Genomic DNA, 20,154 nt, shown 5'->3' with positions numbered 1-20,154 from the left:
GGTCAGGGCACGTTGACCGACGGCGGGACGACCATCGCGATCGCCGCGAAGGCGCTGGCGGTGGGCACCCACTCGCTGACCCTGAAGTACCTCGGCAACAGCAGCTTCACCGCGAGCGAGGGTTCAGTGTCGGTCACGGTCGCCGCGGCGTCCTCGTCGGTGTCGGGCACGGCTGCCGACATCACGTGGGGCGACGCCGGTTCGGTCGCGGTGACGGTGACCCCGTCCGCGGCGACCGGCACGGTCGAGCTGTATGAGGGTGCGACCAAGCTGGGTCAGGGCACGTTGACCGACGGCGGGACGACCATCGCGATCGCCGCGAAGGCGCTGGCGGTGGGCACCCACTCGCTGACCCTGAAGTACCTCGGCAACAGCAGCTTCACCGCGAGCGAGGGTTCGGTGTCGGTGAGGATCGTCAAGGCGTCCTCGTCGGTGTCGGGCACGGCTGCCGACATCACGTGGGGCGACGCCGGTTCGGTCGCGGTGACGGTGACCCCGTCCGCCGCGACCGGCACGGTCGAGCTGTACGAGGGTGCGACCAAGCTGGGCCAGGGCACGCTGACCAACGGCGCGAGCTCGGTCGCCGTCGCGGCAGGTGCGCTGGGCGTCGGCGACCACTCGCTGACGCTGAGGTACCTCGGTGACGGCAGCTACTCGACGAGCCAGTCGACGGTCGCGGTCAAGGTCCTGAAGGCTCCGACCAGCGTGTCGGCGCCCGACGTCACCCTCCAGTGGGCGAAGTCCTCGTCGGTCGCCGTCAAGGTGACCCCGTCGCCGGGCGGCACCGTGGAGCTCTACGAGGGCGCGACCAGGCTGGGCGCGGCGACCCTGCTCGGCGACGGCACCGCGCGGATCGCGCTGGCGGCCAGGTCGCTCGAGGTCGGCACGCACACGCTGACGGTGAAGTTCCTCGGCTCGGCGAGCTACCTGCCCAGCCAGGGCACGGTGACCGTCACGGTGGCCAAGGGCCGCTCGAAGGTCGGGGTCACGCTGCCGAAGTCGGTCGACGCCGGCGACAGGGCGAAGATCAAGGCCACGGTCAGCAGCGTCGCCGGTGACGCCACCGGCAAGGTCACGATCCTGGTCAAGGAGAAGGGCGGCGACCTCACCAGGAAGCTGACCCGCACCCTCCGCAACGGCAAGGTCGTCGCCAAGGTCACGGTGCCGCGATCCGGGAAGTACGTCGTCAAGGTGACGTACCTCGGCGACGAGCACACCCTGGGTGATCGCGTGAGCACCCGCCTGCGGGTCGGCTGAGCCCCCGGCCGTCCCCGCACCGAGGAAAGTCCCGAGCCACCCCCACGGTGGCTCGGGACTTCTTCGTTGTCCCGCTTGCGCCCCTAGACTCTGCGGGTGACTCTGAGGCTCCACGACACCGCGACGCGTGAGACGCGCGACTTCGTCCCCCTGGAGCAGGGCCGGGCGGGGATCTACGTGTGTGGCCTCACCGTCCAGTCCGAGCCGCACGTCGGGCACGTCCGCTCGGCAGTGAACTTCGACGTGCTGCGCCGCTGGCTCACGGCCACCGGCTACACCGTCGACTTCATCCGCAACGTCACCGACATCGACGACAAGATCCTCGCCAAGTCCCAGGAGCAGGGCATCCACTGGTACGCCCTCGCTGCCGCGATGAAGCGCGAGCTCGACCGGGCCCTGGCCGCGATCAACGTGCTCCCACCGACGTACGAGCCGGGCGCGACCGGTCACGTCCCGGAGATCATCGAGCTGATCGAGCAGCTGATCGCCCGGGGCCACGCCTACGTGGCCGAGGACGGCAGTGGCGACGTCTACTTCGACGTCCGCAGCTGGCCGGCCTACGGCGAGCTGACCCGACAGAAGGTCGAGGACATGGAGCCGGCGGGCGACGCCGACCCGCGCGGCAAGCGCGACCCGCGCGACTTCGCGCTCTGGAAGGGCTGGAAGAAGGAGACCGAGCCGCAGACCGCGGCCTGGCCGTCCCCTTATGGCCCCGGGCGACCCGGTTGGCACATCGAGTGCTCGGCCATGGCCGGCAAGTACCTCGGCCCGGCCTTCGACATCCACGGCGGCGGCGTCGACCTGCGGTTCCCGCACCACGAGAACGAGCAGGCCCAGTCCCGCGCCGCCGGCCGGCCGTTCTCGTCGTACTGGCTGCACAACGCCTGGATCACCACCGCCGGCGAGAAGATGAGCAAGTCGCTCGGCAACTCGCTGCTGGTCCCGTCGGTGCTCGAGCGCGTGCGCGGCATCGAGCTGCGCTACTACATGGTCTCGGCCCACTACCGCTCGCACGTCGAGTTCAGCTTCGAGGCGCTCGACGAGGCGGCGAAGGGCTTCCGTCGGATCGAGGACTTCCTCGACCGGGCCTCCGGTGTGGTGGGCAGCTGGTTCGCCTCGCTCCCGGACGCCTTCGTGCAGGCGATGGACGACGACCTCGGGACACCCGCGGCCGTCGCGGTCATCCACGACTCCGTCCGCGAGGGCAACCGGCTGCTCGCCGACGGCGCGTCCGACGAGCTGAGCCGGACGTTCGGCGAGGTCCTCGCGATGCTCGACGTGCTCGGCCTCAACCCGGCCGACGAGGCGTGGGCGACCGGCTCCGGCAACGACGACAAGCTCACCGACGTGATCGACGCGCTGGTGCAGGGACTGCTGGCCGAGCGGACGGCGGCTCGCGAGGCCAAGGACTGGGCCCGCGCCGACGCGATCCGCGACCAGATCAAGAACGCCGGTGTCGAGGTCGAGGACACTCCCACCGGCCCGAAGTGGAGCGTGAGCTGACATGGCCGGCAATTCCAAGCGCAAGGGCGCCATCAAGAAGACCGGCAAGGGCAACCCCACTGCTGGGTCCGGCGGCCGGGTGCGCCGCGGTCTCGAGGGCAAGGGTCCGACGCCCAAGGCCAAGGACCGCCCCTACCACCAGGCGCACAAGGCCGCGAAGCGCGCCGAGAAGGCGAAGGACACCCGTCCCAGGCGGCGTACGTCGGCCGACGCCGAGTGGGCTGCCGGCCGCAACTCCGTGGTCGAGCTGCTGCGCGGCAACGTACCGGTGACGGCGATCTACGTCGCCGAGGGCGCCGAGCGCGACAACCGGCTGCGCGAGGCCTTCAAGCTGGCCGCCGAGCAGGGCGTCAAGCTGCTCGAGGTCACCCGCAACGAGATGGACCGGATGACCAGCGGCGCCGTGCACCAGGGCCTCGCGGCCCGGTTGCCGGCCTACGAGTACGCCCACGCCGACGACCTGCTCGACCGCGCCGACGAGGCCAAGGAGCCGGCGCTCATCGTCGCGCTGGACTCGGTCACCGACCCCCGCAACCTCGGGGCCGTGGTGCGCTCGGCCGCCGGCTTCGGCGCGCACGGCGTGCTCATCCCCGAGCGGCGCGCGGCCGGGATGACCGCCTCGGCCTGGAAGACCAGTGCCGGAGCGGCCGCCCGCCTGCCGATCGCCCAGACGGTCAACCTGACCCGCCAGCTCAAGGCCTACCAGGAGGCGGGCTGCATGGTCGTCGGCCTGGCCGCCGACGGTGACATCTCGCTGCCCGATCTCGTCGCACCCGGCGGGCTCGCCGACGGACCGCTGGTGGTCGTCGTCGGCTCCGAGGGCTCCGGGCTCGGTCGCCTGGTCGCCGAGACGTGCGACCAGATCGTCTCGATCCCGATGGCCGGCCAGCTCGAGTCCCTCAACGCCGGTGTGGCCGCCTCGGTCGCCCTCTACGCGATCTCGCAGGCCCGCCAGTCAGGATGAGCACCCCACGCCGCCTGCTCGTCGGCGCGCTGCTGCTGGCCGGCAGCGTGGCGCTCGGGCTGGTGGTCGCGGTCTCGCTCTTCCTCAACAGCAGTCGGACGACCGTCCTGGTCGGGCACGACGCCGTCGTACGCCCCACGCTGGCGAACGACGCCGTCGTGCAGACGGGTCCGCTGCTGCCGGACTTCCGGTTCCGCGACGTCGGACCCATCGGCGTCACGATCAGCCTCGGCAAGACCGAGGTCGGCTCCATCGAGGAGCTGGTCGAGCGCTACGCCTACATCGCGGGTGACCCGACCGCACCGATCGAGAAGGTGCGGGGCGTCGTGGTCGACATGGCGGTCTCGGCCGCGATCCGCGGGCTGGGCGTGGGCCTGCTGCCGATCGCCGTCTTCCTGCTCCTCGGCCGACACCGGCGCGGGCAGCTCTTCCGCGGCCTCGGCACGCGCCAGGGCGTGCTGGCCGCGGCGTTGCTGGCCGTGCTCCCGCTGCTGATCTGGCAGCCGTGGGAGTCGAGCGAGGAGACCCAGGAGGAGCAGGGGACCTGGCAGACGCTGGCCGAGCTCGCCGGTCCCGACGTCGAGCTGCCTGCCGAGGTGCGCGACATCGAGGTCCGCTCCGGCCCGGTCACGACACAGAGCAAGCGGCTCGTGCTCAGCGCGATCGACACCTACGACAGGAGCAAGGAGTTCTACTCCACCGCTGCCGAGGGAGCCACCGACCTCGACGTCCGGCAGCCCGAGGACGGCGAGACCGTCGCGCTCGTGGTGAGCGACCGCCACGACAACATCGGCATGGACCGGGTCGCCCGCGCGATCGGCGACGCAGCCGGGGCAACCGTGGTGCTCGACGCCGGCGACGACACCTCCACCGGTCAGCCCTGGGAGGCGTTCAGCCTCGACTCGCTGGTCGCCGCGTTCGACGACTGGGACCGCTTCGGCGTCGCCGGCAACCACGACCACGGCACCTTCGTCAGCACCTACCTCGCCGACGCGGGCTGGACGATGCTGGCCGGCGAGACGGTCGACGCCCCGTGGGGCGGCACCCTGCTCGGCGTCGACGACCCGCGCAGCAGCGGGCTCGGCAACTGGCGCGACGAGTCGGGCCTCAGCTTCACCGAGGTGGGGGAGCGGCTCGCCGACGCCGCCTGCGCCGCCGCCGACGACGGCGAGCGCGTGAGCACCGTCCTCGTGCACGACGCGAACCTCGGTGCCGAGGCCCTCGCCCGTGGCTGCGTCGACCTCGTGCTCGGCGGCCACACGCACGTCCAGTCCGGACCGACCGAGGTGACGGGCGAGGGCGGCGAGTCGGGCTGGACGTGGACCAACGGCACCACCGGCGGAGCGGCGTACGCCATCGCGCTCGGCAGCAAGCCGCGGCGTGACGCCGACGTCAGCCTGGTGACGTACGCCGACGGGCGACCGATCGGCCTCCAGTGGGTGCGGCTGCGCACCGACGGCTCCTGGTTGGTGGGCGACTGGGCGGCGATCACTCCGGCTCCGTGATCGCCTCGTCGCCCGTGATCGCCTCGTCGGGCTTGGCGGCGAGGAACCGGGCGATGTAGTCGCGGGCGGTGTCGAAGATGTCGACCTGCTGACCGGCCTGCTCGGAGAGGTACCACCGGTGCTCGAGGATCTCGTGGAAGACCTCGGCGGGCTCGAGCTTGCCAGTCGCGTCGGGCGGGATCATCGCCATGATCGGCTCGAAGATCTCGTGCATCCACCTGCTCGCCACGAGCTGTCGGTCCTCGCGGCCGAGGTCGAAGTGCGCGGTGAAGGCGGCCAGGTCGTTGAGCAGCCGACGGGCCTGGTTCTCCTCGACGCTCATGCCCGTCAGCGCCTGGATCTCCCGGGCGTGGTGGCCGAGGTCGACGACCTTGGGCTGGATCCGGATGGTGTCGCCGTCGAGGTCGGTGACGATGTCGAGCTCGTCGACGTCGAAGCCGAGCTCGTTGAGCCGCTCCACGCGTCGCTCGATGCGCCACATCTCGTCGGCGCGGAACTCCTCCAGCCCGGTGAGCTCGGCCCACAGCGCCTCGTAGCGGGTGCGCAGGTGCTCGATGATCTGGAAGCCGTCGATCTCGTGCACGGCGCCGCTGGCCTCGAGGTCCATCAGCTCGGCGAAGATGTTCTCGCAGCCGACGGTGATGTCGTACTCCCGCATCCGCTCGCTGACCTCGTCGCGCAGCTCGCCGGTCTCGGCGTCCACGAGGTAGGCCGAGAACTCGCCGGCGTTGCGGCGGAACAGCACGTTGGACAGCGACACGTCGCCCCAGTAGAAGCCGGCCAGGTGCAGGCGGACGAGCAGCACGACGATCGCGTCGATCAGCGTGGGGACGTGCTCGGCGGTCATGCCGCGGCTGAAGAGGCTGCGGTAGGGGAGCGAGAACTGGAGGTGCCGGGTGATCAGGGCCGCCGGCAGCTCGTTGTCGTCCTCGTCCTCGCGGCCGGTGACCACGCCCTGCGCGACGACCGCCGGCATCCCGATCCGCTGGAGGTCGCGGAGCAGCTTGTACTCGCGGAAGGCGATGTCGTCCTGCGTCTCCTTGACGGCGTAGACCCGGTCGCCGAGCCGCACGATGCGCACGACGTGGCGCGACAACCCGCGTGGGAGGGGTACGACGACGTCGTCCGGCCACTCCTCGAGCGGCAGGTGCCACGGCAGGGTCAGGATGGCCGGGTCCGGCCGGTTGGCGACGATCCGCATGGCCATGGCTGGACCCTAGCCCTCTGCCGTCGCGCTGCCGAGGGCCCAGATGTCCACGCGCGGACCGTCGGTCGCCGGCACCTCCACGCCGTCCGGTCCGGTCGTGAGGTCGGCGCCGCCGGGCTCCGAGCCGAAGACGTGCCGGGCCGGCCCGAGCGGCAGCGTGAACCCGGGTGCTGCCGCCCTGCGGGCGACGACCAGGACCGATCCGTCCGGGTGCTCGCGCACGAAGGCGATGCTGTCGTCGTCGACGTGCGCCCAGCGCAGCCCGCCGCGTCGGAGGGCGACGTGGGCGCGGCGTGCCGTCGCGAGGTCGGCGTACGCCGCCAGGGTGGTGCGGTCCCAGTCGTCGGGCCGGTGCCACGGCATCGTGCGGCGTGAGTCCTCGCCGTTGACGCCCTCGAGCCCGATCTCGTCGCCGGCGAACAGCATCGGCACGCCGGGCAGGGTGAACTGCAGGCCGGCCGCCACCCGGTGCACCGCGGCGTCGCCGCCGACCACCGTGCGGATCCGGGCGGAGTCGTGGGAGCCGAGGATGTTCCAGCTCGACGCGGTGGCCCGCCAGCCCAACGTGCCCTGCCAGGCGCGGAGCGTCTCGACGACCGTCGGGCCGTCGCGCCGCGGGACCGGCACCGGACGGCCGAAGGCCCGGGCCGGTGACGACGGGTCGCGCAGCCAGGACCACACCGGCCACGAGAAGCCGGAGTAGTTCATCGTGCCGTGCCAGCCGTCACCGTCGACGTCACCGGTGGCGTCGTGGTTGTGCTCGCCGATGACCCACGGGTCCGCGCGCAGCTCGGCGGCGGTGGCGCGCACCGCCTGCGCGACCTCGTGCGCGACGTCGATGTCGGCCAGCCGGCCCGTCATGTTGGCGACGTCGATGCGCCAGCCGTCGACGTCGTACGGCGGCCGGAGCCAGCGGCCGACCACCGAGTCCGGTCCCTCGACCATCGCGTGCCGGACGTCGCGGTTGGCGTGGTTGATCTTGGGCAGCGTGCCGTGGCCCATCCAGCACGCGTAGGTGCCGTCCTCCTCGAAGTAGTAGAAGGACCGGTGCGGGTCGTCGACGCCGTCGACCGCGGACAGGAACCACTCGTGGGTGTCGCCCGTGTGGTTGGTCGTCAGGTCGCCGAGGATCCGCCAGCCGCGGGCGTGGACCGCCTCGCTGAGGCGCGCGTAGGCCTCGTCGCCGCCGAGCAGCGGATCGACCTCGGTGAAGGTGGTCGCGTTGTAGCGGTGGTTGCTCTCACCCGGGAAGACCGGCGTCGTGTAGACGACGTCCGCGCCGACCTGCTCGACGTGGTCGAGGTGCTCGGTGATGCCGTCGAGGTCTCCGCCGAACAGCTGCATCGGGGTGCGGGGGTCGTTGCCCTCGAAGCAGACCTCGTCGTCCCACTCGGCGGCCAGCGCCCAGTCCGGGACCTCGCGCCCGTCGGCCGCCGCCGAGCGGGCGAACCGGTCGGGGAAGACCTGGTAGACCACCGCGTCGCGACCCCAGTCCGGCGCCGAGGGGAAGGCCGCCAGCCGGAAGTCGTTGCCGTCGGGGACGTCGTGGTCGACGGTGCCGGCCCCCGTCAGCCACTGCTGCTCGTCGCCCCGCACCAGCAGGAAGCGGTAGTGGGTCACCGGGTTGTGCACCGGCAGCGCCGCCTCCCACCACACGACGTCGCCCTCGGTCGTCGAGGTCGTCGGGTGGAACACCGGCTCGGCGTCGTAGGTCGTTCGCAGCCAGATCGCGTCCACCGGGTCGGTGGCGCTCGTCCGGACCCGCACCGTCACCGTCTCGCCGAGGCCGGGTGCCTCGTCGGAGACGTAGAGCGGGGAGCCGTCGTGGTGCGGCAGGTGGAGGAGGCTCACGGGCCTCATCCTCTCAGCCGGAGCGCCTGACTAGGATTGCCGCCGCGTCCCTCGGACGCACGCCGCGTTAGCTCAGGGGTAGAGCACCAATCTTGTAAATTGGGTTGCGAGAGTTCGAATCTCTCACGCGGCTCGCTGTCGGACCCGCTCCCTAGCGTGCAGCCATGAGCTGCCTCGGGTGCGGCGCGGCCCTGACCAAGCGCCACCAGAAGGTCTTCTGCAGCAACCGCTGCCAGCGTGCGATGGAACGCAGGCGCAACATCGCGCTCTGGCTCGAGAGCGGTGTCGCCCAGCCGGGCAGCGGCATCAGCCACTACGTCCGGTCCTACCTCCTCGAGCAGCAACTGGACCGCTGCGCACTGTGCGGGTGCTCGACCACCTGGCAGGGCAGCGAGCTGAGGCTCGTCCTCGACCACGTCGACGGAGACGCGACCAACAACCAGCGCGACAACCTGCGACTCGTCTGCCCCAACTGCGACTCCCAGCTGCCGACCTTCAAGGCGCGCAACCGCGGGAAGGGGCGTGCGTGGCGGCGTCAGCGTTACGCCGACGGGAAGTCCTACTGACCGCTGATCCGGCCAATCGGGCAGCGCGACACCGGCTACGCCTCGGACGCGAAGGCCTGCTTCAGGTCGTCCAGGCGGTCGTCGCAGTAGGCCAGGGTCAGGGCGAAGAGGTACGAGACCCGGTCGGGCCCATCCACATGGCGCAGCGTCCGGCGCACGTCCTTGCTGCGCAGCCATCGCTCGCCTGACGGCGCCAGGCAGACGGCCGCGGCGTCGGTCGAGAGGTCACCGTCGGTCAGCCCGTCCGTGGGCACCTCGCGCCAGTCGAGGAAGAAGCGGGCCAGGTCGGCACGCTCCTCGCTCGTGGGCCTCGCCGTCCCCTCCCCGGTCCTGATCGTCAGGTATCCGTCTCGGAGGTCCGGGCAGTAGGCGTCGAGCGCGGCGTCGAAGACCTCCGCGCTGCCGTCGTCGAACTGGAGCGAGCCGCTCCACACGTCGACCTTGGCGGCCACCATGCCGCCGCCGGTCAGGATCGAGCAGAACGTACGACCTCGCTCGACGAGCTCGTCGTCGGAGAGCCCGAGGTCGATGTCGGCGTCGTCGAGGTTCGTCGTCGCCTGCTCGAGGAACTCCCCGTCGTCGCCAGGCAGCTCCTCCGGCGGGACCGTGGGGCCGAGGGGGACGGCGACGGGATCTCCGGCGGTGCCCTCGTCGACCGAGGACGAGTCCGAGGCGGACGGTGTGGTGGACGGGGAGCCGGACTCGCCGGCGGTCGTGCACGCGGTCAGGGCGAGCAGCGCCGCGACCAGCACACCTCGCCCGAGACAGGCCATCACCGGACCTGCTCGACCTCGAACTCGCAGGCGGGGTCGGCGATGGCGCCCTGGGCGGCGATCAGGCGCAGCTCGCGCTCGCCGGAGTCGAGGGTCTCCTGGAGCACGGCGAAGACCGACGAGGCCGTTCGGGCCAGCGCGTCGGCGGGGGAGCCGGTCTCCTTCAGGTGCGCGGTGAAGAGCGCGGCAGTGATGTCGCCGGAGCCGTTGGCCTTCATCGGCAGGCGGGGCGTGCTCACCAGCCACGCACCGTCACCGGTGACGGCCAGCATCTCGATCGTGTCGTCGGCCGCACCCTCGCGATCCACCGACGTGACCAGCACCGTCGCCGGGCCGAGGGCACGTACCTCGTCGACGGCGGACAGGATGTCGTCGAGCGATGACGTACGGCTCAGGGCGTCGTGGTCGGTGATGAAGCCGAGCTCGAACTGGTTGGGCGTCAGCACGTCGGCGACCGGGATGACGGTCGAGACGTACTTCGGCGGGATCGCCGGGTTCACGAAGCAGCCCGAGGTCGCGTTGCCCATGACCGGGTCGCAGGTGTAGGTCGCCGCGGGGTTGGCCGCCTTGACCTGCGCGACCGCGTCGGCGATGACGTCGGCGATCTCCGGTGAGCCCTGGTAGCCGGACAGGATCGCGTCGCAGGACTCGAAGGCGCCCCGCTCGCCGATGCCGGTGATCACCGCAGCGACGTCCTCGGCCGCGATCAGCGGCCCGCGCCACGCGCCGTACCCCGTGTGGTTGGAGAAGTTCACCGTCAGCACCGGCCACACCTCGTGGCCGAGGCGCTGGAGCGGGAAGACGGCCGCGGAGTTGCCGACGTGGCCGTAGGCGACGTGGGACTGGATCGAGAGGACGCGCATCCTGCGACTTTAGTGCCGAGGGTCAGGCCACCTGCAGCGACCGCTTTGAGAGCCCCATCCAGTAGCCGTCGATCACCTGGATGCCCGGTGCGTCGGCGGCCGTCGCGGCGCCGAGGGTGACGAAGAGCGGCGTGTAGTGCTCGACGGTCGGGTGGGCGTACGGCATCCCGGGCGCCTTCGACCTGTAGTCCGACAGCAGGTCGACGTCGCCGCGGGACAGTGCGTCGGCGGCCCACAGGTCGAAGTCCACCGACCAGCCGGGGGCCTCGGCCTCGATGCGGAACTCCTTGAGGAACGGCAGGCCGTGGGTGAGGAAGCCCGAGCCCACGATCAGCACGCCCTCCTCGCGGAGCGGGCGCAGCCGCTCGCCGAGCTTCATCAGCCGGTGCGGGTCATCGGTCGGCAGCGACATCTGGAGCACCGGGATGTCGGCCTCGGGGTACATGATCTTCAGCGGCACCCACGCGCCGTGGTCGAGGCCACGCGACACGTGCTGGTGGACCTGCTCGCCGTCGGGCATCATCGCCGCGACCCGCTGCGCCAGCGCAGTGGCGTCGGGCGTCTCGTAGGTCATCTGGTAGTACTTCGGCGCGAACCCGCCGAAGTCGTAGACCAGTGGCGCCTGGCTCGCGGACAGGCTGACCGGTGCGGACTCCCAGTGGGCGCTGACGATGAGGACCGCCTTCGGGCGGGGCAGGTCCTTCGCCCAGGCCGCCAGCTGGCCCGACCAGATCGGGTCGTCGAGCAGCGGCGGCGCGCCGTGGCCGATGTAGAGGGCAGGCATCTGAGTCGTCATGACATCCTCAATAGTCCGGAATTCAACTATATTCCCGGGGCAGTCCACCGGCAAGTGGTCGCCGGCCGCCCGCCGTCGCGACCATTTCCCGGTGGACTACCTCGGCGGTACGTCGTCGTAGTCCGGCAGCGCCCAGTCGATCGGCTCGGCACCCTGCTCGGCGAGCAGTGCGTTGACCCGGCTGAACGGCCTGGAGCCGAGGAAGCCGCGGTGCGCGCTGAGCGGCGAGGGGTGCGTGGACTCGACGAACGGGATCGAGCCGAGCAGCGGCTTCAGCGACTGCGCCGGCCGACCCCACAGCACCGCGACGCACGGTCCGCCGCGCTCGGCGAGCGCCGTGATCGCGCGCTCGGTGATCGCCTCCCAGCCCTTGCCCTGGTGGCTGTTGGAGTCGCCCGGGCGGACGGTCAGGCACCTGTTGAGCAGCATCACGCCCTGGTCGGCCCACGCCGACAGGTCGCCGTGCTTCGGCGGCATGACTCCGAGGTCGTCGCGCAGCTCGAGGTAGATGTTGCGCAGGCTCGGCGGCAGCGGCCACACGTGCCGCTCGACCGCGAAGCTCAGCCCGATCGGGTGCTGCGGGTTGGGATAGGGGTCCTGCCCCACCACCAGCACGCGTACGTCCGCGAGCGGGCGCTCGAACGCCCGGAAGACCCGGTCGGCGCTGGGCTGGTAGCCGCGACCGGCCGCCGACTCCTCCTGCAGGAAGCGACCCATCGCAGCGATCTGCTCGTCGACCGGCGCGAGCGCCTCGGCCCAGTCGGGGGCGACGCGCTGCTTCTCCACGAGCCCGGCGAGGGAGCTCAACGCGCAGGCCTCTGCAGCCGGTCGAGGAACGCCACCAGCAGTGCCTCGCGCATCGCAGGCGAGGCCACGTCGAGCATGGCGTTGACGTCGGCCATCCGGGTCGGCAGCTCGAGGTCGCCCTCTGCGGACGCGCCGACCAGCCCCGACGCGGCCAGCAGCCCGTCGAAGTCGTCGTCGCCGAGGGTGGCCGGGTCGAGCGCCTCGATGAAGGCCACCACCCCGGCGTCGACGGCGACCGGGCCGGCGGCCTGCGCCGCTGCCACCGACTCGCCCAGCGCCGACGCGAAGTCCTGCACGTGCGCCAGAGTCCCGGCGCTGACGGACAGGTGGATGCTCGGCCCGCTGTCGGCGTACGACAGCTGCGGCTGGACGTACCACCCGCGCGCGACCAGCTCGTCCGTCAGCGTGAACGGGTCGAGCGACTCGTCGGTGGCGAGCGTGACGAGGGTGGAGTCCGGCGCGACGACCAGGCGCAGCGCCGGCTCCCACTCGATGCACGCGACGATCGCGTCGACGGCGGCGAACGCCTTGTCGGTCAGCTCGGCGTAGCCCTCGTCGCCGATGTGCTCGACGACCGCCCACGTCCCGGCGATCGGGCCGCCGGACCGCGTCGACTGGGTCGTCGCGTTGAGCATCGTGTAGCCGGGCCACGCCGCCGACGCGAAGAACTGCGGCTTGCGCAGCGCGGCGTCGCGGTGCAGGAGCAGCGACGTGCCCTTCGGTGCGTAGGCGTACTTGTGGGTGTCGACCGAGATCGACGTGACCCCCTCCACCGCGAACGTCCACGGCGGCACCGCGCGACCCATCCGGGCGGCGTAGGGCAGCACCCAGCCGCCGATGCACGCGTCGACGTGGCAGCGCACGCCGCGCGCGGCCGCCGCCGCGGCGATCTCGGTGACGGGGTCCACGACCCCGTGGGCGTACGACGGCGCGCTGGCGACGACCAGCACGGTGTCGTCGTCGATGGCGTCGGCCATCGCGGTCGCGTCGGCGCGGAAGTCGGGACCGACCGGCACGAGCACCGCCTCGACCCCGAAGTAGTGCGCCGCCTTGTGGAAGGCCGCGTGCGCCGTCGCCGGCAGCACCATCCGCGGGCGTACGACGTCGGGGCGGGCGTCCCGCGCCCCCTGCACCGCCAGCAGGATCGACTCCGTGCCGCCGGAGGTCACCGTCCCGACGGCACCCGCGGGCGCGTCCAGCAGGCCGCACGCGAAGCCGACCAGCTCGTTCTCCATCTGGAGCAGCGACGGGAAGGCCGTCGGGTCGAGCGCGTTGGAGGCCGCATAGGCCGCGACGGCCTCGCGCGCGACCCGGTCGACCTCCGGGTCCCCGGAGTCGTAGACGTAGGCCAGGGTGCGGCCGCCGTGGACCGGCAGGTCGGCGCCCTGCAAGGCCTTCAACCGCTCGAGGGGGTCAGACATCGGTGCCTCCTGGTCCGTCGGCGGCAGCCGCCACCTCGGCGGTGTCGAGGGTGTACTGGCGCAGCCACCAGAGGCTGCCGATCGTCAGCACGGCGGGCACGATCGAGAAACCGAGCGCGATCGCGGTCAGCGCCGAGTCGGGCTGGGTGATGTCGCGTCCCTCGCTCGAGAGGTAGCCGCCCAGCGCGAGCATGAGCGCGAACACCGCCGGCCCGAGCGCCAGGCCGAGCGTCTCGCCGGCCGTCCAGACACCGGTGTAGACGCCCGCCCGGTTCTCGCCGGTGCGGGCCGCGTCGACCGCCGCCACGTCGGGCAGCATCGCCATCGGGAAGACCTGGCAGCCGGCATAGCCGACACCGACGAGCCCGGTCGCGACGAACGTCCAGACGTCGTTGCCACCGCGCGCCAGGATCGCGAGCGCGGCACCCGCGGCGAGCATCAGCGACGCGGCGACGTAGCCCTGCTTCTTGCCGACCCGCTCGCCCCACCGCGCCCACAGCGGGGTCAGCAGGAGGGCGGGTCCGACAAAGCAGATGAAGAGGATGGTGGCCGCGGCCGTCCGGCCGAGCAGGTCCTCGGCGACGTAGGCGACCCCCGCGAGCATGCAGCCGGTGGCCAGCGCCTGGAGGACGAACGTCGTCAGCAGCACGCGGAAGTCGCGCGCCTGGCCGACCACCCGCAGCTGCTCGCGGAGCGAGCCCGCACCTGCGCCGACGGCACCGACCGGCGCCGCCCGGGTGCCCCACCACGCGCTGACCACGCCGACGAGGATCACCACCGCCATCACAACGCCCATCACCCGATAGCCGTCACGCCCGCCGACCGCGTCACGGATCACCTGCGCGGTCGCGCCGGCCAGCATGATCGTGAACGCCAGGATCGCGACCCGCCACGTCATCAACCGCGTGCGTTCGTCGTAGGACGACGTGATCTCCGCGGGCATCGCGACGTAGGGCACCTGGAAGAAGGCGTACGCCGACGCGGCCAGGACGAAGAACACCAGCACCCACCCGGCCTCGAGCCACCGGCTCCCGAGGTCGGGCGCCGCGAAGATGAGCGCGAAGGCGCCCGCCAGCATCAGCCCGGCGCGGATCAGCCACGGCCGACGGGGGCCGGCGGGGTCGATCGTGCGGTCGCTGACCCGGCCCGCCACGGGGTTGAGCAGGACGTCCCAGCCCTTGGGCAGGAAGACGATCACCCCGGCCCAGAGCGCGGCGATGCCGAGCTCGTCGGTGAGGTAGGGCAGGAGCATCAGCCCGGGGACCGTGCCGAAGGCGCCGGTCGCGACCGAGCCGCTGCCGTAGCCGATCCGCACGCCGCGCGACAGGCGCGCCGAGTCCTCGGAGATCGTGCTGCTCATGGCGGCACTCTAGGGCGGGCGTCCGTCCACCCTGGCGGCAGACGACATGCTGGGCGCCTTTCCTGGCGGCGTACGACATGCGAACGGGTGGGTCGGACGTCGTGTGCCGCCACCCATGGCGCGGGACGTGTCGGGTGCCGCCACCCGAGGTGGTGCGGGACGAGCTACCGCTGACCGAGTGCGCGCGAGCCGGACGAGCCGTAGCGGCGGGTGGGGTTGGAGCCGATCGAGGCGGCTGACGCTGCCCTCTTCGTGGACTTCTTCGCCGCCGACTTCTTGGCCGCCGCCTTCGTGGCAGCCGGAGCCTTCTTCGCAGCCGGAGCCTTCTTCGCAGCCGGAGCCTTCTTCGCAGCCGGAGCCTTCTTCGCGGGGGCCTTCTTGGCAGGCGACTTCCTGGCAGGCGACTTCCTGGCAGGCGACTTCCTGGCAGGCGACTTCCTGGCAGGCGCCTTCTTCGCGGCTGCCGTCCTCGCCGGCAGCGTGCCCGCGGACCACTGGGCGACCCACTCGTCGATGACCTCCCACGTCGTGCCGCGGGCGGCGCGCCCGGTGAGCATGCCGAGGTGCCCGCCGGGCACGACCTCGAAGCGCACCTGTCGCGAGCCGGTCAGCAGCGGGACGACCGCGCGTACGGCCGGGAGCGGGGCGATGCCGTCGGTGTTGCCGGCGAAGACGAGCACCGGCACGGTGATGCTGGCCAGGTCGATCGTCCGGTCGCCGATCTCCATGCTCCCGGTGGCGAGGGCGTTGCCCTTGACGAAGCGGTGGTAGAGCTGGCCGAAGGTGCGGCCCGGGTAGGCCGTCATGCTCGACATGAAGCGGGTGACCGCCTCCATCTGCTTGAGGTAGTCGGCGTCGTCGAGGTGGGTGGCCACGGCCAGCGGCTTCGTGAGCACCTTCTGCGCCGACGCGGCGGTGAAGGCCCAGTTGACCAGCGGGACCGGTACGCCGCCGAGCGCCCGGTAGGCGCGGGTCACGAGCCCGGTGCCCTGACCGAGGTTGAGGAGCGGCCGGACGGGGGCCATCAGCGGCACCTTGGTGACGTCGACGGGCGAGCCCACCACCGACAGCGATGCGATCGGCAGGTCCGCCCGGTCGGCAGCCACGAGCAGCGCGAAGATGCCGCCCAGGCTCCACCCGACGAGGTGCACGCCCTTGCCGCCGGAGTGCTCGTGGACGGCGCGGATCGCCTCGGGCAGGACCTCGTCCACCCAGTGCTCCATGCCCAACGCCCGGTCCTTGAAGGACACCTGTCCGTACTCCACGAGGTACGTCGGCCGCCCGCCGGTCACCAGGTGCTCGACGAGCGAGCAGTCCCGGCGCAGGTCGAAGCACAGCGACGGCGCGGCCAGCGGGTTCACCAGCAGCACCGGGTCGCCGGTCTCCTCGACGCCCGCGGCCGGCCGGTAGTGGTAGACCTCGCGCAGGACCCCGTCGTCGATGAGCGTCCGGGGCATCGGGCGCAGGTCGGCCAGCCCGCCGTAGAGCAGCGTGTGGGCGACATTTCCGGCCGCCGCGACCACCTGTTCCGGCGTGGGGATGAGATCCATGCGAGAAATCTACGCACCGGTGCATCCGGACGCCCCGGTCCCGCGGAGAAGGGGGTGACGGGCGCCGACCGGCGCCCCCGACGGAAGGACCCCTGATGCGACGCGTATCCGCACTTCTCGCCATCTCCGCCCTGGCTCTCGGCGCCATCACGGCTGCCGCCCCCGCAGCCAACGCGAAGGCGGTCGGCGAGGACAGCCTGGCCACCCTCCTCACCTCGGACGGCGACCAGTTCGACAAGAACGCCAAGGACTTCGACATCCTCACCGAGGCGGCCTTCGCCGTCGTCGCCGCGAAGCCCGGCTCGCCCGTCGCCCTGGTGGCCGACGGCACGAAGCGCGCCACCGTCTTCGCTCCCACCGACCAGGCCTTCCGCGTGCTCGTCAAGGACCTCACCGGTGAGACGATCAGGAGCGAGAAGAAGATCTTCGAGAAGCTCGTCGAGCTCGCCGGCGTGGACACGATCGAGACCGTCCTGCTCTACCACGTGATCCCCGGCAAGACGCTCACCAGCCCGAAGGTCCTGAAGGCCGACGGCGCGAAGGTCATGACCGCCGCCGGCAAGACCGTCAAGGTCGACGTCCGCATGAAGCCGTCGCTGAAGATCACGCTCAAGGACAAGGACAAGGGCGCCCAGGACCCAAAGGTCATCCTCAGCGCGCTGGACCTCAACAAGGGCAACAAGCAGGTCGCCCACGGCATCGACCGCGTGCTGCGCCCGATCACGCTCAGCTGATCGGCGTCCCACCGGTCGAGCGGCCTTCAGTACTGCTGCTCGACCGGCGGGGGCCTCGCCGGTACCTTGACGCGGTGGTCACCGGGGTACGGGAGTTCGAGGAGCAGGACGACGTCGTCCGTTCCCTCGCCGCGCGCCTGGTGGCGGGTGACGAGTCGGCCCTCGAGGTCATCTACGACCGCTGGTCCGCGCTGGTCCACACCTACGCCCTGCGTGCCCTCGGTGACGCCCACGACGCCGAGGACGTCACGCAGCAGGTGTTCGTCGCGGCGTGGCGCAGCCGGCACACCCTCACCCCGAGCGCGTCCGCACTGCCGGCCTGGCTGATCGGGATCGCCCGTCACAAGATCGCCGACGTCCGCGAGGCCCGGGCCCGCGATGCCCGGCGCTCGGAGGCCGTGGCCGCTCTTCCGGTGCTCGACGCCGTCGACCAATCCGCTGACGGGGAGGTCGCCGAACGACTGGTGGTGCGACAGGCAGTCGACGAGCTGCCGGACCCGCGCCGCACGATCGTCCTGCTCGCCTTCTGGCAGGGCCTCAGCCACACCGAGATCGCCGAGACGGTCGGCTTGCCGCTCGGCACCGTCAAGAGCCACGTACGCCGAGGATTGATCCAGCTCCACCAGCAGCTCGAGGGGGTGCGACATGTTCCACGTTGATCTCGACGACCTCGCCGACCTCGTGCTCGACCCCGACGCGACCCCCGAGGCCGTGCGCACGCACGTGGCGTCCTGCCCGGCGTGCCGCGACCGCCTCGACGCCCTCCTCGACGTACGCCGTCTCGCTGACGGCGAGCCGCTGGTGGCCCCGCCCGACCGGGTCCGCGACCGGGTGCTGGCGCAGGTGCGCGACGCAGACCCGGGAGCCGGGACGGCCGACGGCCGGCGCCCGCTGTCCGTCGCCGGCGCTCCCGCCGAGGCACGCCGCTCGCGGAACCGGGTCCCGGTCTGGGCGGCCGGCCTCGCGGCCGGCATCGCCCTGGTCGCCGGCCTGGGTCTCGGCCGGCTGACCGGGGACGCCCCGGCCACGCCCGAGGCGACCGATCCCGGCACCGTGGTGGCCGCGGCCGACCTCACCGCACTCGACTCCGACGCCGCACGCGGTGTCGCGAGCGCCGTCGAGAAGGACGACACCCTCACGCTGCGGGTCAGCGCCGAGGGGCTCGACGACTCGGACGGCGTGCACGAGGTCTGGCTGATCAACACCGACGGCAAGCGGATGGTGGCCATCGGCTTCCTGGCCTCGGGCGACACGGGCCAGTTCGACGTGCCGCTCGGGCTCATCGAGCAGGGCTACCGCATCGTCGACATCTCGGTCGAGCCCGACGACGGCGACCCCACCCACTCGGGTGTGAGCCTCGCCCGCGGCGAGCTCGCGTAGCGCGTCGGGTCCTCGACACGGCCCTCGCCGGGGGCTAGGCATGTCTCCATGAAGTGGAGGTACGCGATCCTCGGCGGCACCGCTGCGGCTGCGGCCGCGACGACGGTGCACGACCTGGTCCAGACGAAGCACGCGATCATCCGCAACTTCCCGATCGTGGGCCACGCGCGCTACTTCCTCGAACGGTTCGGCCCGGAGCTGCGCCAGTACATCGTCACGAGCAACGACGAGGAGCGGCCCTTCAGCCGCGACCAGCGGAGGTGGGTCTACGCCAGCTCCAAGCTGGAGAACAACTACTTCGGGTTCGGCACCGACAACGACGTCGAGACGGTCGAGGGCTACCCGGTCATCAAGCACCGCACCTTCACCGGGCCCGGCGCGGCAGTCATGCCGCACGCCCAGGAGGAGATCGTCCTGCCGTGCGCCAAGGTGATGGGCGCCGCGCGCGGTCGTACGCATGCCTTCCGCCCGCAGTCGGTGGTCAACATCTCCGGGATGAGCTTCGGCTCGCTGTCGGGCAAGGCGATCGAGTCGCTCAACAGGGGTGCCGCGCTGGCCGGGTGCCTCCAGAACACCGGGGAGGGTGCGCTGTCGCCGCACCACCGCCACGGCGGCGACATCGTGTTCCAGATCGGGACGTCCTACTTCGGCTGCCGCGACGACCGCGGGAAGTTCGACATGGGCCGCCTCGTCGACCTCGTGCAGTCCGCACCCGTCCGGGCGATCGAGATCAAGCTCAGCCAGGGCGCCAAGCCGGGACTCGGCGGGATGCTGCCGGGGGAGAAGGTCAGCCGGGAGATCGCCGAGATCCGGGGCATCCCGGAGGGCCAGGACTGCGCGTCACCCAGTCGTCACGAGGTCTTCGGCGACGTCGACTCGATGCTCGACTTCGTCGAGAGCGTCGCCGAGCGGACCGGGCTGCCCGTCGGGATCAAGTCGGCGGTCGGCAACCTGACCATGTGGGACGAGCTCGTCGCGGCGATGTCCGGCGGCTCCCGCGGCGTCGACTTCGTCAACGTCGACGGGGGCGAGGGTGGCACCGGTGCCGCGCCGATGATCTTCGCCGACTCCGTCGCCTACCCGTTCCGGATCGGCTTCGCCGAGGTCTACCGCCGCTTCGCCGCGGCCGGGCTGTCGGACGACGTGGTCTTCATCGGCGCCGGCAAGCTCGGCATCCCGGAGAACGCCGTCGTGGCGTTCGCGCTCGGTGTCGACATGGTCAACGCCGGCCGCGAGGCGATGATGTCGATCGGGTGCATCCAGGCCCAGAAGTGCCACACCGACCACTGCCCGGTCGGCGTCGCGACGCAGAACCCGCGCTACACCCGCGGGCTCGACGTCAGCCTCAAGAGCGTCCGGGCCGCCAACTACGTGCGGTCGTTGCGCCGCGACCTGCTCAAGGTCTCCGAGGCGATCGGGGTCGTGCACCCGGGGCTGATCGCGCCGCGGGACGTGGACTTCGCCACCGGCACCCGGTCGACGATCGGTCTCGCCGAAACCTACGGCTACGACCCCACCTGGCCGCGGCTCGGGCCGGAGCTGGCGAAGGAGATCGAGGCGATCATGGTCGCCCAGGACGCCACCCACCGCGCCGCGGCGGAGACCCGCCCCTGAGGG

General features: G+C 71.7%; 18 protein-coding genes and 1 tRNA gene. 10 read left to right on the top strand and 9 right to left on the bottom strand.

Annotated elements, in window-relative coordinates:
- The 4 genes from JI751_RS15395 to JI751_RS15380 form a co-directional block, all read left to right on the top strand.
- A partial coding sequence (locus JI751_RS15395; RefSeq protein ID WP_201938612.1) for an Ig-like domain-containing protein occupies positions 1 to 1,257 on the top strand: 1,257 nt, incomplete at its 5' end.
- Between the two features lie 96 nt (positions 1,258 to 1,353).
- Positions 1,354 to 2,760 carry a cysteine--tRNA ligase gene (cysS, locus tag JI751_RS15390; protein WP_201938610.1) on the top strand — a complete coding sequence of 469 codons (1,407 nt, stop codon included), beginning with the start codon at positions 1,354 to 1,356 and terminating at the stop codon, positions 2,758 to 2,760.
- A gap of 1 nt (position 2,761) precedes the next feature.
- Positions 2,762 to 3,724, top strand: a complete 963-nt coding sequence (rlmB, locus tag JI751_RS15385; protein WP_201938608.1) for a 23S rRNA (guanosine(2251)-2'-O)-methyltransferase RlmB — start codon at positions 2,762 to 2,764, stop codon at positions 3,722 to 3,724.
- The gene (locus tag JI751_RS15380) at positions 3,721 to 5,229 is read left to right on the top strand and encodes a metallophosphoesterase (RefSeq protein ID WP_201938606.1); all 1,509 of its coding nucleotides are present in this window, start codon (positions 3,721 to 3,723) and stop codon (positions 5,227 to 5,229) included. Before rlmB ends, JI751_RS15380 begins: the two co-directional genes overlap by 4 nt.
- On the opposite strand, the gene JI751_RS15375 is transcribed toward JI751_RS15380, so the two are convergent.
- Positions 5,213 to 6,436, bottom strand: coding sequence for a DUF4032 domain-containing protein (locus tag JI751_RS15375; RefSeq protein WP_201938605.1), 1,224 nt, complete (start codon positions 6,434 to 6,436; stop codon positions 5,213 to 5,215). The two genes, JI751_RS15380 and JI751_RS15375, sit on opposite strands and share 17 nt — an antisense overlap.
- Positions 6,437 to 6,445: 9 nt before the next feature.
- Positions 6,446 to 8,287, bottom strand: a complete 1,842-nt coding sequence (locus JI751_RS15370; protein ID WP_201938604.1) for a glycoside hydrolase family 13 protein — start codon at positions 8,285 to 8,287, stop codon at positions 6,446 to 6,448.
- 61 nt (positions 8,288 to 8,348) lie between these two features.
- On the opposite strand from JI751_RS15370, the gene JI751_RS15365 reads away from it, so the two are divergent.
- Positions 8,349 to 8,420 (top strand) — tRNA-Thr (locus tag JI751_RS15365).
- Positions 8,421 to 8,451: 31 nt separating this feature from the next.
- A complete protein-coding gene (locus tag JI751_RS15360; RefSeq protein ID WP_201938603.1) occupies positions 8,452 to 8,853 on the top strand; it encodes an HNH endonuclease in 402 nt (133 codons plus the stop codon).
- Positions 8,854 to 8,888: 35 nt separating this feature from the next.
- Here the strand turns inward: JI751_RS15360 and JI751_RS15355 are convergent, their stop codons facing one another.
- The 7 genes from JI751_RS15355 to JI751_RS15325 form a co-directional block, all read right to left on the bottom strand.
- A complete protein-coding gene (locus tag JI751_RS15355; protein ID WP_201938602.1) occupies positions 8,889 to 9,626 on the bottom strand; it encodes a DUF732 domain-containing protein in 738 nt (245 codons plus the stop codon).
- Positions 9,626 to 10,489 carry a pyridoxal kinase PdxY gene (gene pdxY, locus JI751_RS15350; RefSeq protein WP_201938601.1) on the bottom strand — a complete coding sequence of 288 codons (864 nt, stop codon included), beginning with the start codon at positions 10,487 to 10,489 and terminating at the stop codon, positions 9,626 to 9,628. Before pdxY ends, JI751_RS15355 begins: the two co-directional genes overlap by 1 nt.
- A gap of 22 nt (positions 10,490 to 10,511) precedes the next feature.
- Positions 10,512 to 11,285, bottom strand: a complete 774-nt coding sequence (locus tag JI751_RS15345) for a dioxygenase family protein (protein ID WP_201938600.1) — start codon at positions 11,283 to 11,285, stop codon at positions 10,512 to 10,514.
- A 96-nt stretch (positions 11,286 to 11,381) separates the two neighbouring features.
- Positions 11,382 to 12,092: a uracil-DNA glycosylase gene (locus JI751_RS15340; RefSeq protein WP_201938599.1), complete on the bottom strand. Its 711-nt coding sequence runs from the start codon at positions 12,090 to 12,092 to the stop codon at positions 11,382 to 11,384.
- Complete coding sequence (locus tag JI751_RS15335) at positions 12,089 to 13,513, bottom strand: pyridoxal phosphate-dependent decarboxylase family protein (RefSeq protein WP_201938597.1); 1,425 nt, start codon at positions 13,511 to 13,513, stop codon at positions 12,089 to 12,091. The genes JI751_RS15340 and JI751_RS15335 overlap by 4 nt, the downstream gene beginning before the upstream one ends.
- The gene (locus JI751_RS15330) at positions 13,506 to 14,873 is read right to left on the bottom strand and encodes an MFS transporter (protein WP_201938595.1); all 1,368 of its coding nucleotides are present in this window, start codon (positions 14,871 to 14,873) and stop codon (positions 13,506 to 13,508) included. Before JI751_RS15330 ends, JI751_RS15335 begins: the two co-directional genes overlap by 8 nt.
- Before the next feature lie 164 nt (positions 14,874 to 15,037).
- Positions 15,038 to 16,423 carry an alpha/beta fold hydrolase gene (locus JI751_RS15325; RefSeq protein ID WP_201938594.1) on the bottom strand — a complete coding sequence of 462 codons (1,386 nt, stop codon included), beginning with the start codon at positions 16,421 to 16,423 and terminating at the stop codon, positions 15,038 to 15,040.
- A gap of 95 nt (positions 16,424 to 16,518) precedes the next feature.
- Between JI751_RS15325 and JI751_RS15320 the strand changes: the two genes are divergently transcribed.
- The 4 genes from JI751_RS15320 (at position 16,519) to JI751_RS15305 (ending at position 20,151) form a co-directional block, all read left to right on the top strand.
- Entirely contained in the window at positions 16,519 to 17,157 is a 639-nt protein-coding gene (locus JI751_RS15320) for a fasciclin domain-containing protein (RefSeq protein WP_201938592.1), read from the top strand.
- A gap of 74 nt (positions 17,158 to 17,231) precedes the next feature.
- A complete protein-coding gene (locus JI751_RS15315; protein WP_201938588.1) occupies positions 17,232 to 17,816 on the top strand; it encodes an RNA polymerase sigma factor in 585 nt (194 codons plus the stop codon).
- The gene (locus JI751_RS15310) at positions 17,803 to 18,537 is read left to right on the top strand and encodes an anti-sigma factor (RefSeq protein WP_201938587.1); all 735 of its coding nucleotides are present in this window, start codon (positions 17,803 to 17,805) and stop codon (positions 18,535 to 18,537) included. The genes JI751_RS15315 and JI751_RS15310 overlap by 14 nt, the downstream gene beginning before the upstream one ends.
- A gap of 48 nt (positions 18,538 to 18,585) precedes the next feature.
- Complete coding sequence (locus tag JI751_RS15305; protein WP_201938586.1) at positions 18,586 to 20,151, top strand: FMN-binding glutamate synthase family protein; 1,566 nt, start codon at positions 18,586 to 18,588, stop codon at positions 20,149 to 20,151.
- Positions 20,152 to 20,154 lie beyond the last annotated feature (3 nt).

The sequence above is a fragment of the Nocardioides baculatus genome (assembly GCF_016735675.1).
Classification (GTDB): Bacteria; Actinomycetota; Actinomycetes; order Propionibacteriales; family Nocardioidaceae; genus Nocardioides; species Nocardioides baculatus.
This window is presented reverse-complemented; position numbering and strand designations above follow the sequence as displayed.

Coding starts and splice junctions, on each gene's coding strand:
- pdxY (WP_201938601.1), bottom strand. CDS start 10,489: ATGCGCGTCCTCTCGATCCAGTCCCACGTCGCCTACGGCCACGTCGGC.
- JI751_RS15325 (WP_201938594.1), bottom strand. CDS start 16,423: ATGGATCTCATCCCCACGCCGGAACAGGTGGTCGCGGCGGCCGGAAAT.
- JI751_RS15355 (WP_201938602.1), bottom strand. CDS start 9,626: ATGGCCTGTCTCGGGCGAGGTGTGCTGGTCGCGGCGCTGCTCGCCCTG.
- JI751_RS15375 (WP_201938605.1), bottom strand. CDS start 6,436: ATGGCCATGCGGATCGTCGCCAACCGGCCGGACCCGGCCATCCTGACC.
- JI751_RS15380 (WP_201938606.1), top strand. CDS start 3,721: ATGAGCACCCCACGCCGCCTGCTCGTCGGCGCGCTGCTGCTGGCCGGC.
- JI751_RS15310 (WP_201938587.1), top strand. CDS start 17,803: ATGTTCCACGTTGATCTCGACGACCTCGCCGACCTCGTGCTCGACCCC.
- JI751_RS15330 (WP_201938595.1), bottom strand. CDS start 14,873: ATGAGCAGCACGATCTCCGAGGACTCGGCGCGCCTGTCGCGCGGCGTG.
- JI751_RS15320 (WP_201938592.1), top strand. CDS start 16,519: ATGCGACGCGTATCCGCACTTCTCGCCATCTCCGCCCTGGCTCTCGGC.
- JI751_RS15360 (WP_201938603.1), top strand. CDS start 8,452: ATGAGCTGCCTCGGGTGCGGCGCGGCCCTGACCAAGCGCCACCAGAAG.
- rlmB (WP_201938608.1), top strand. CDS start 2,762: ATGGCCGGCAATTCCAAGCGCAAGGGCGCCATCAAGAAGACCGGCAAG.
- JI751_RS15335 (WP_201938597.1), bottom strand. CDS start 13,513: ATGTCTGACCCCCTCGAGCGGTTGAAGGCCTTGCAGGGCGCCGACCTG.
- JI751_RS15345 (WP_201938600.1), bottom strand. CDS start 11,285: ATGACGACTCAGATGCCTGCCCTCTACATCGGCCACGGCGCGCCGCCG.
- JI751_RS15305 (WP_201938586.1), top strand. CDS start 18,586: ATGAAGTGGAGGTACGCGATCCTCGGCGGCACCGCTGCGGCTGCGGCC.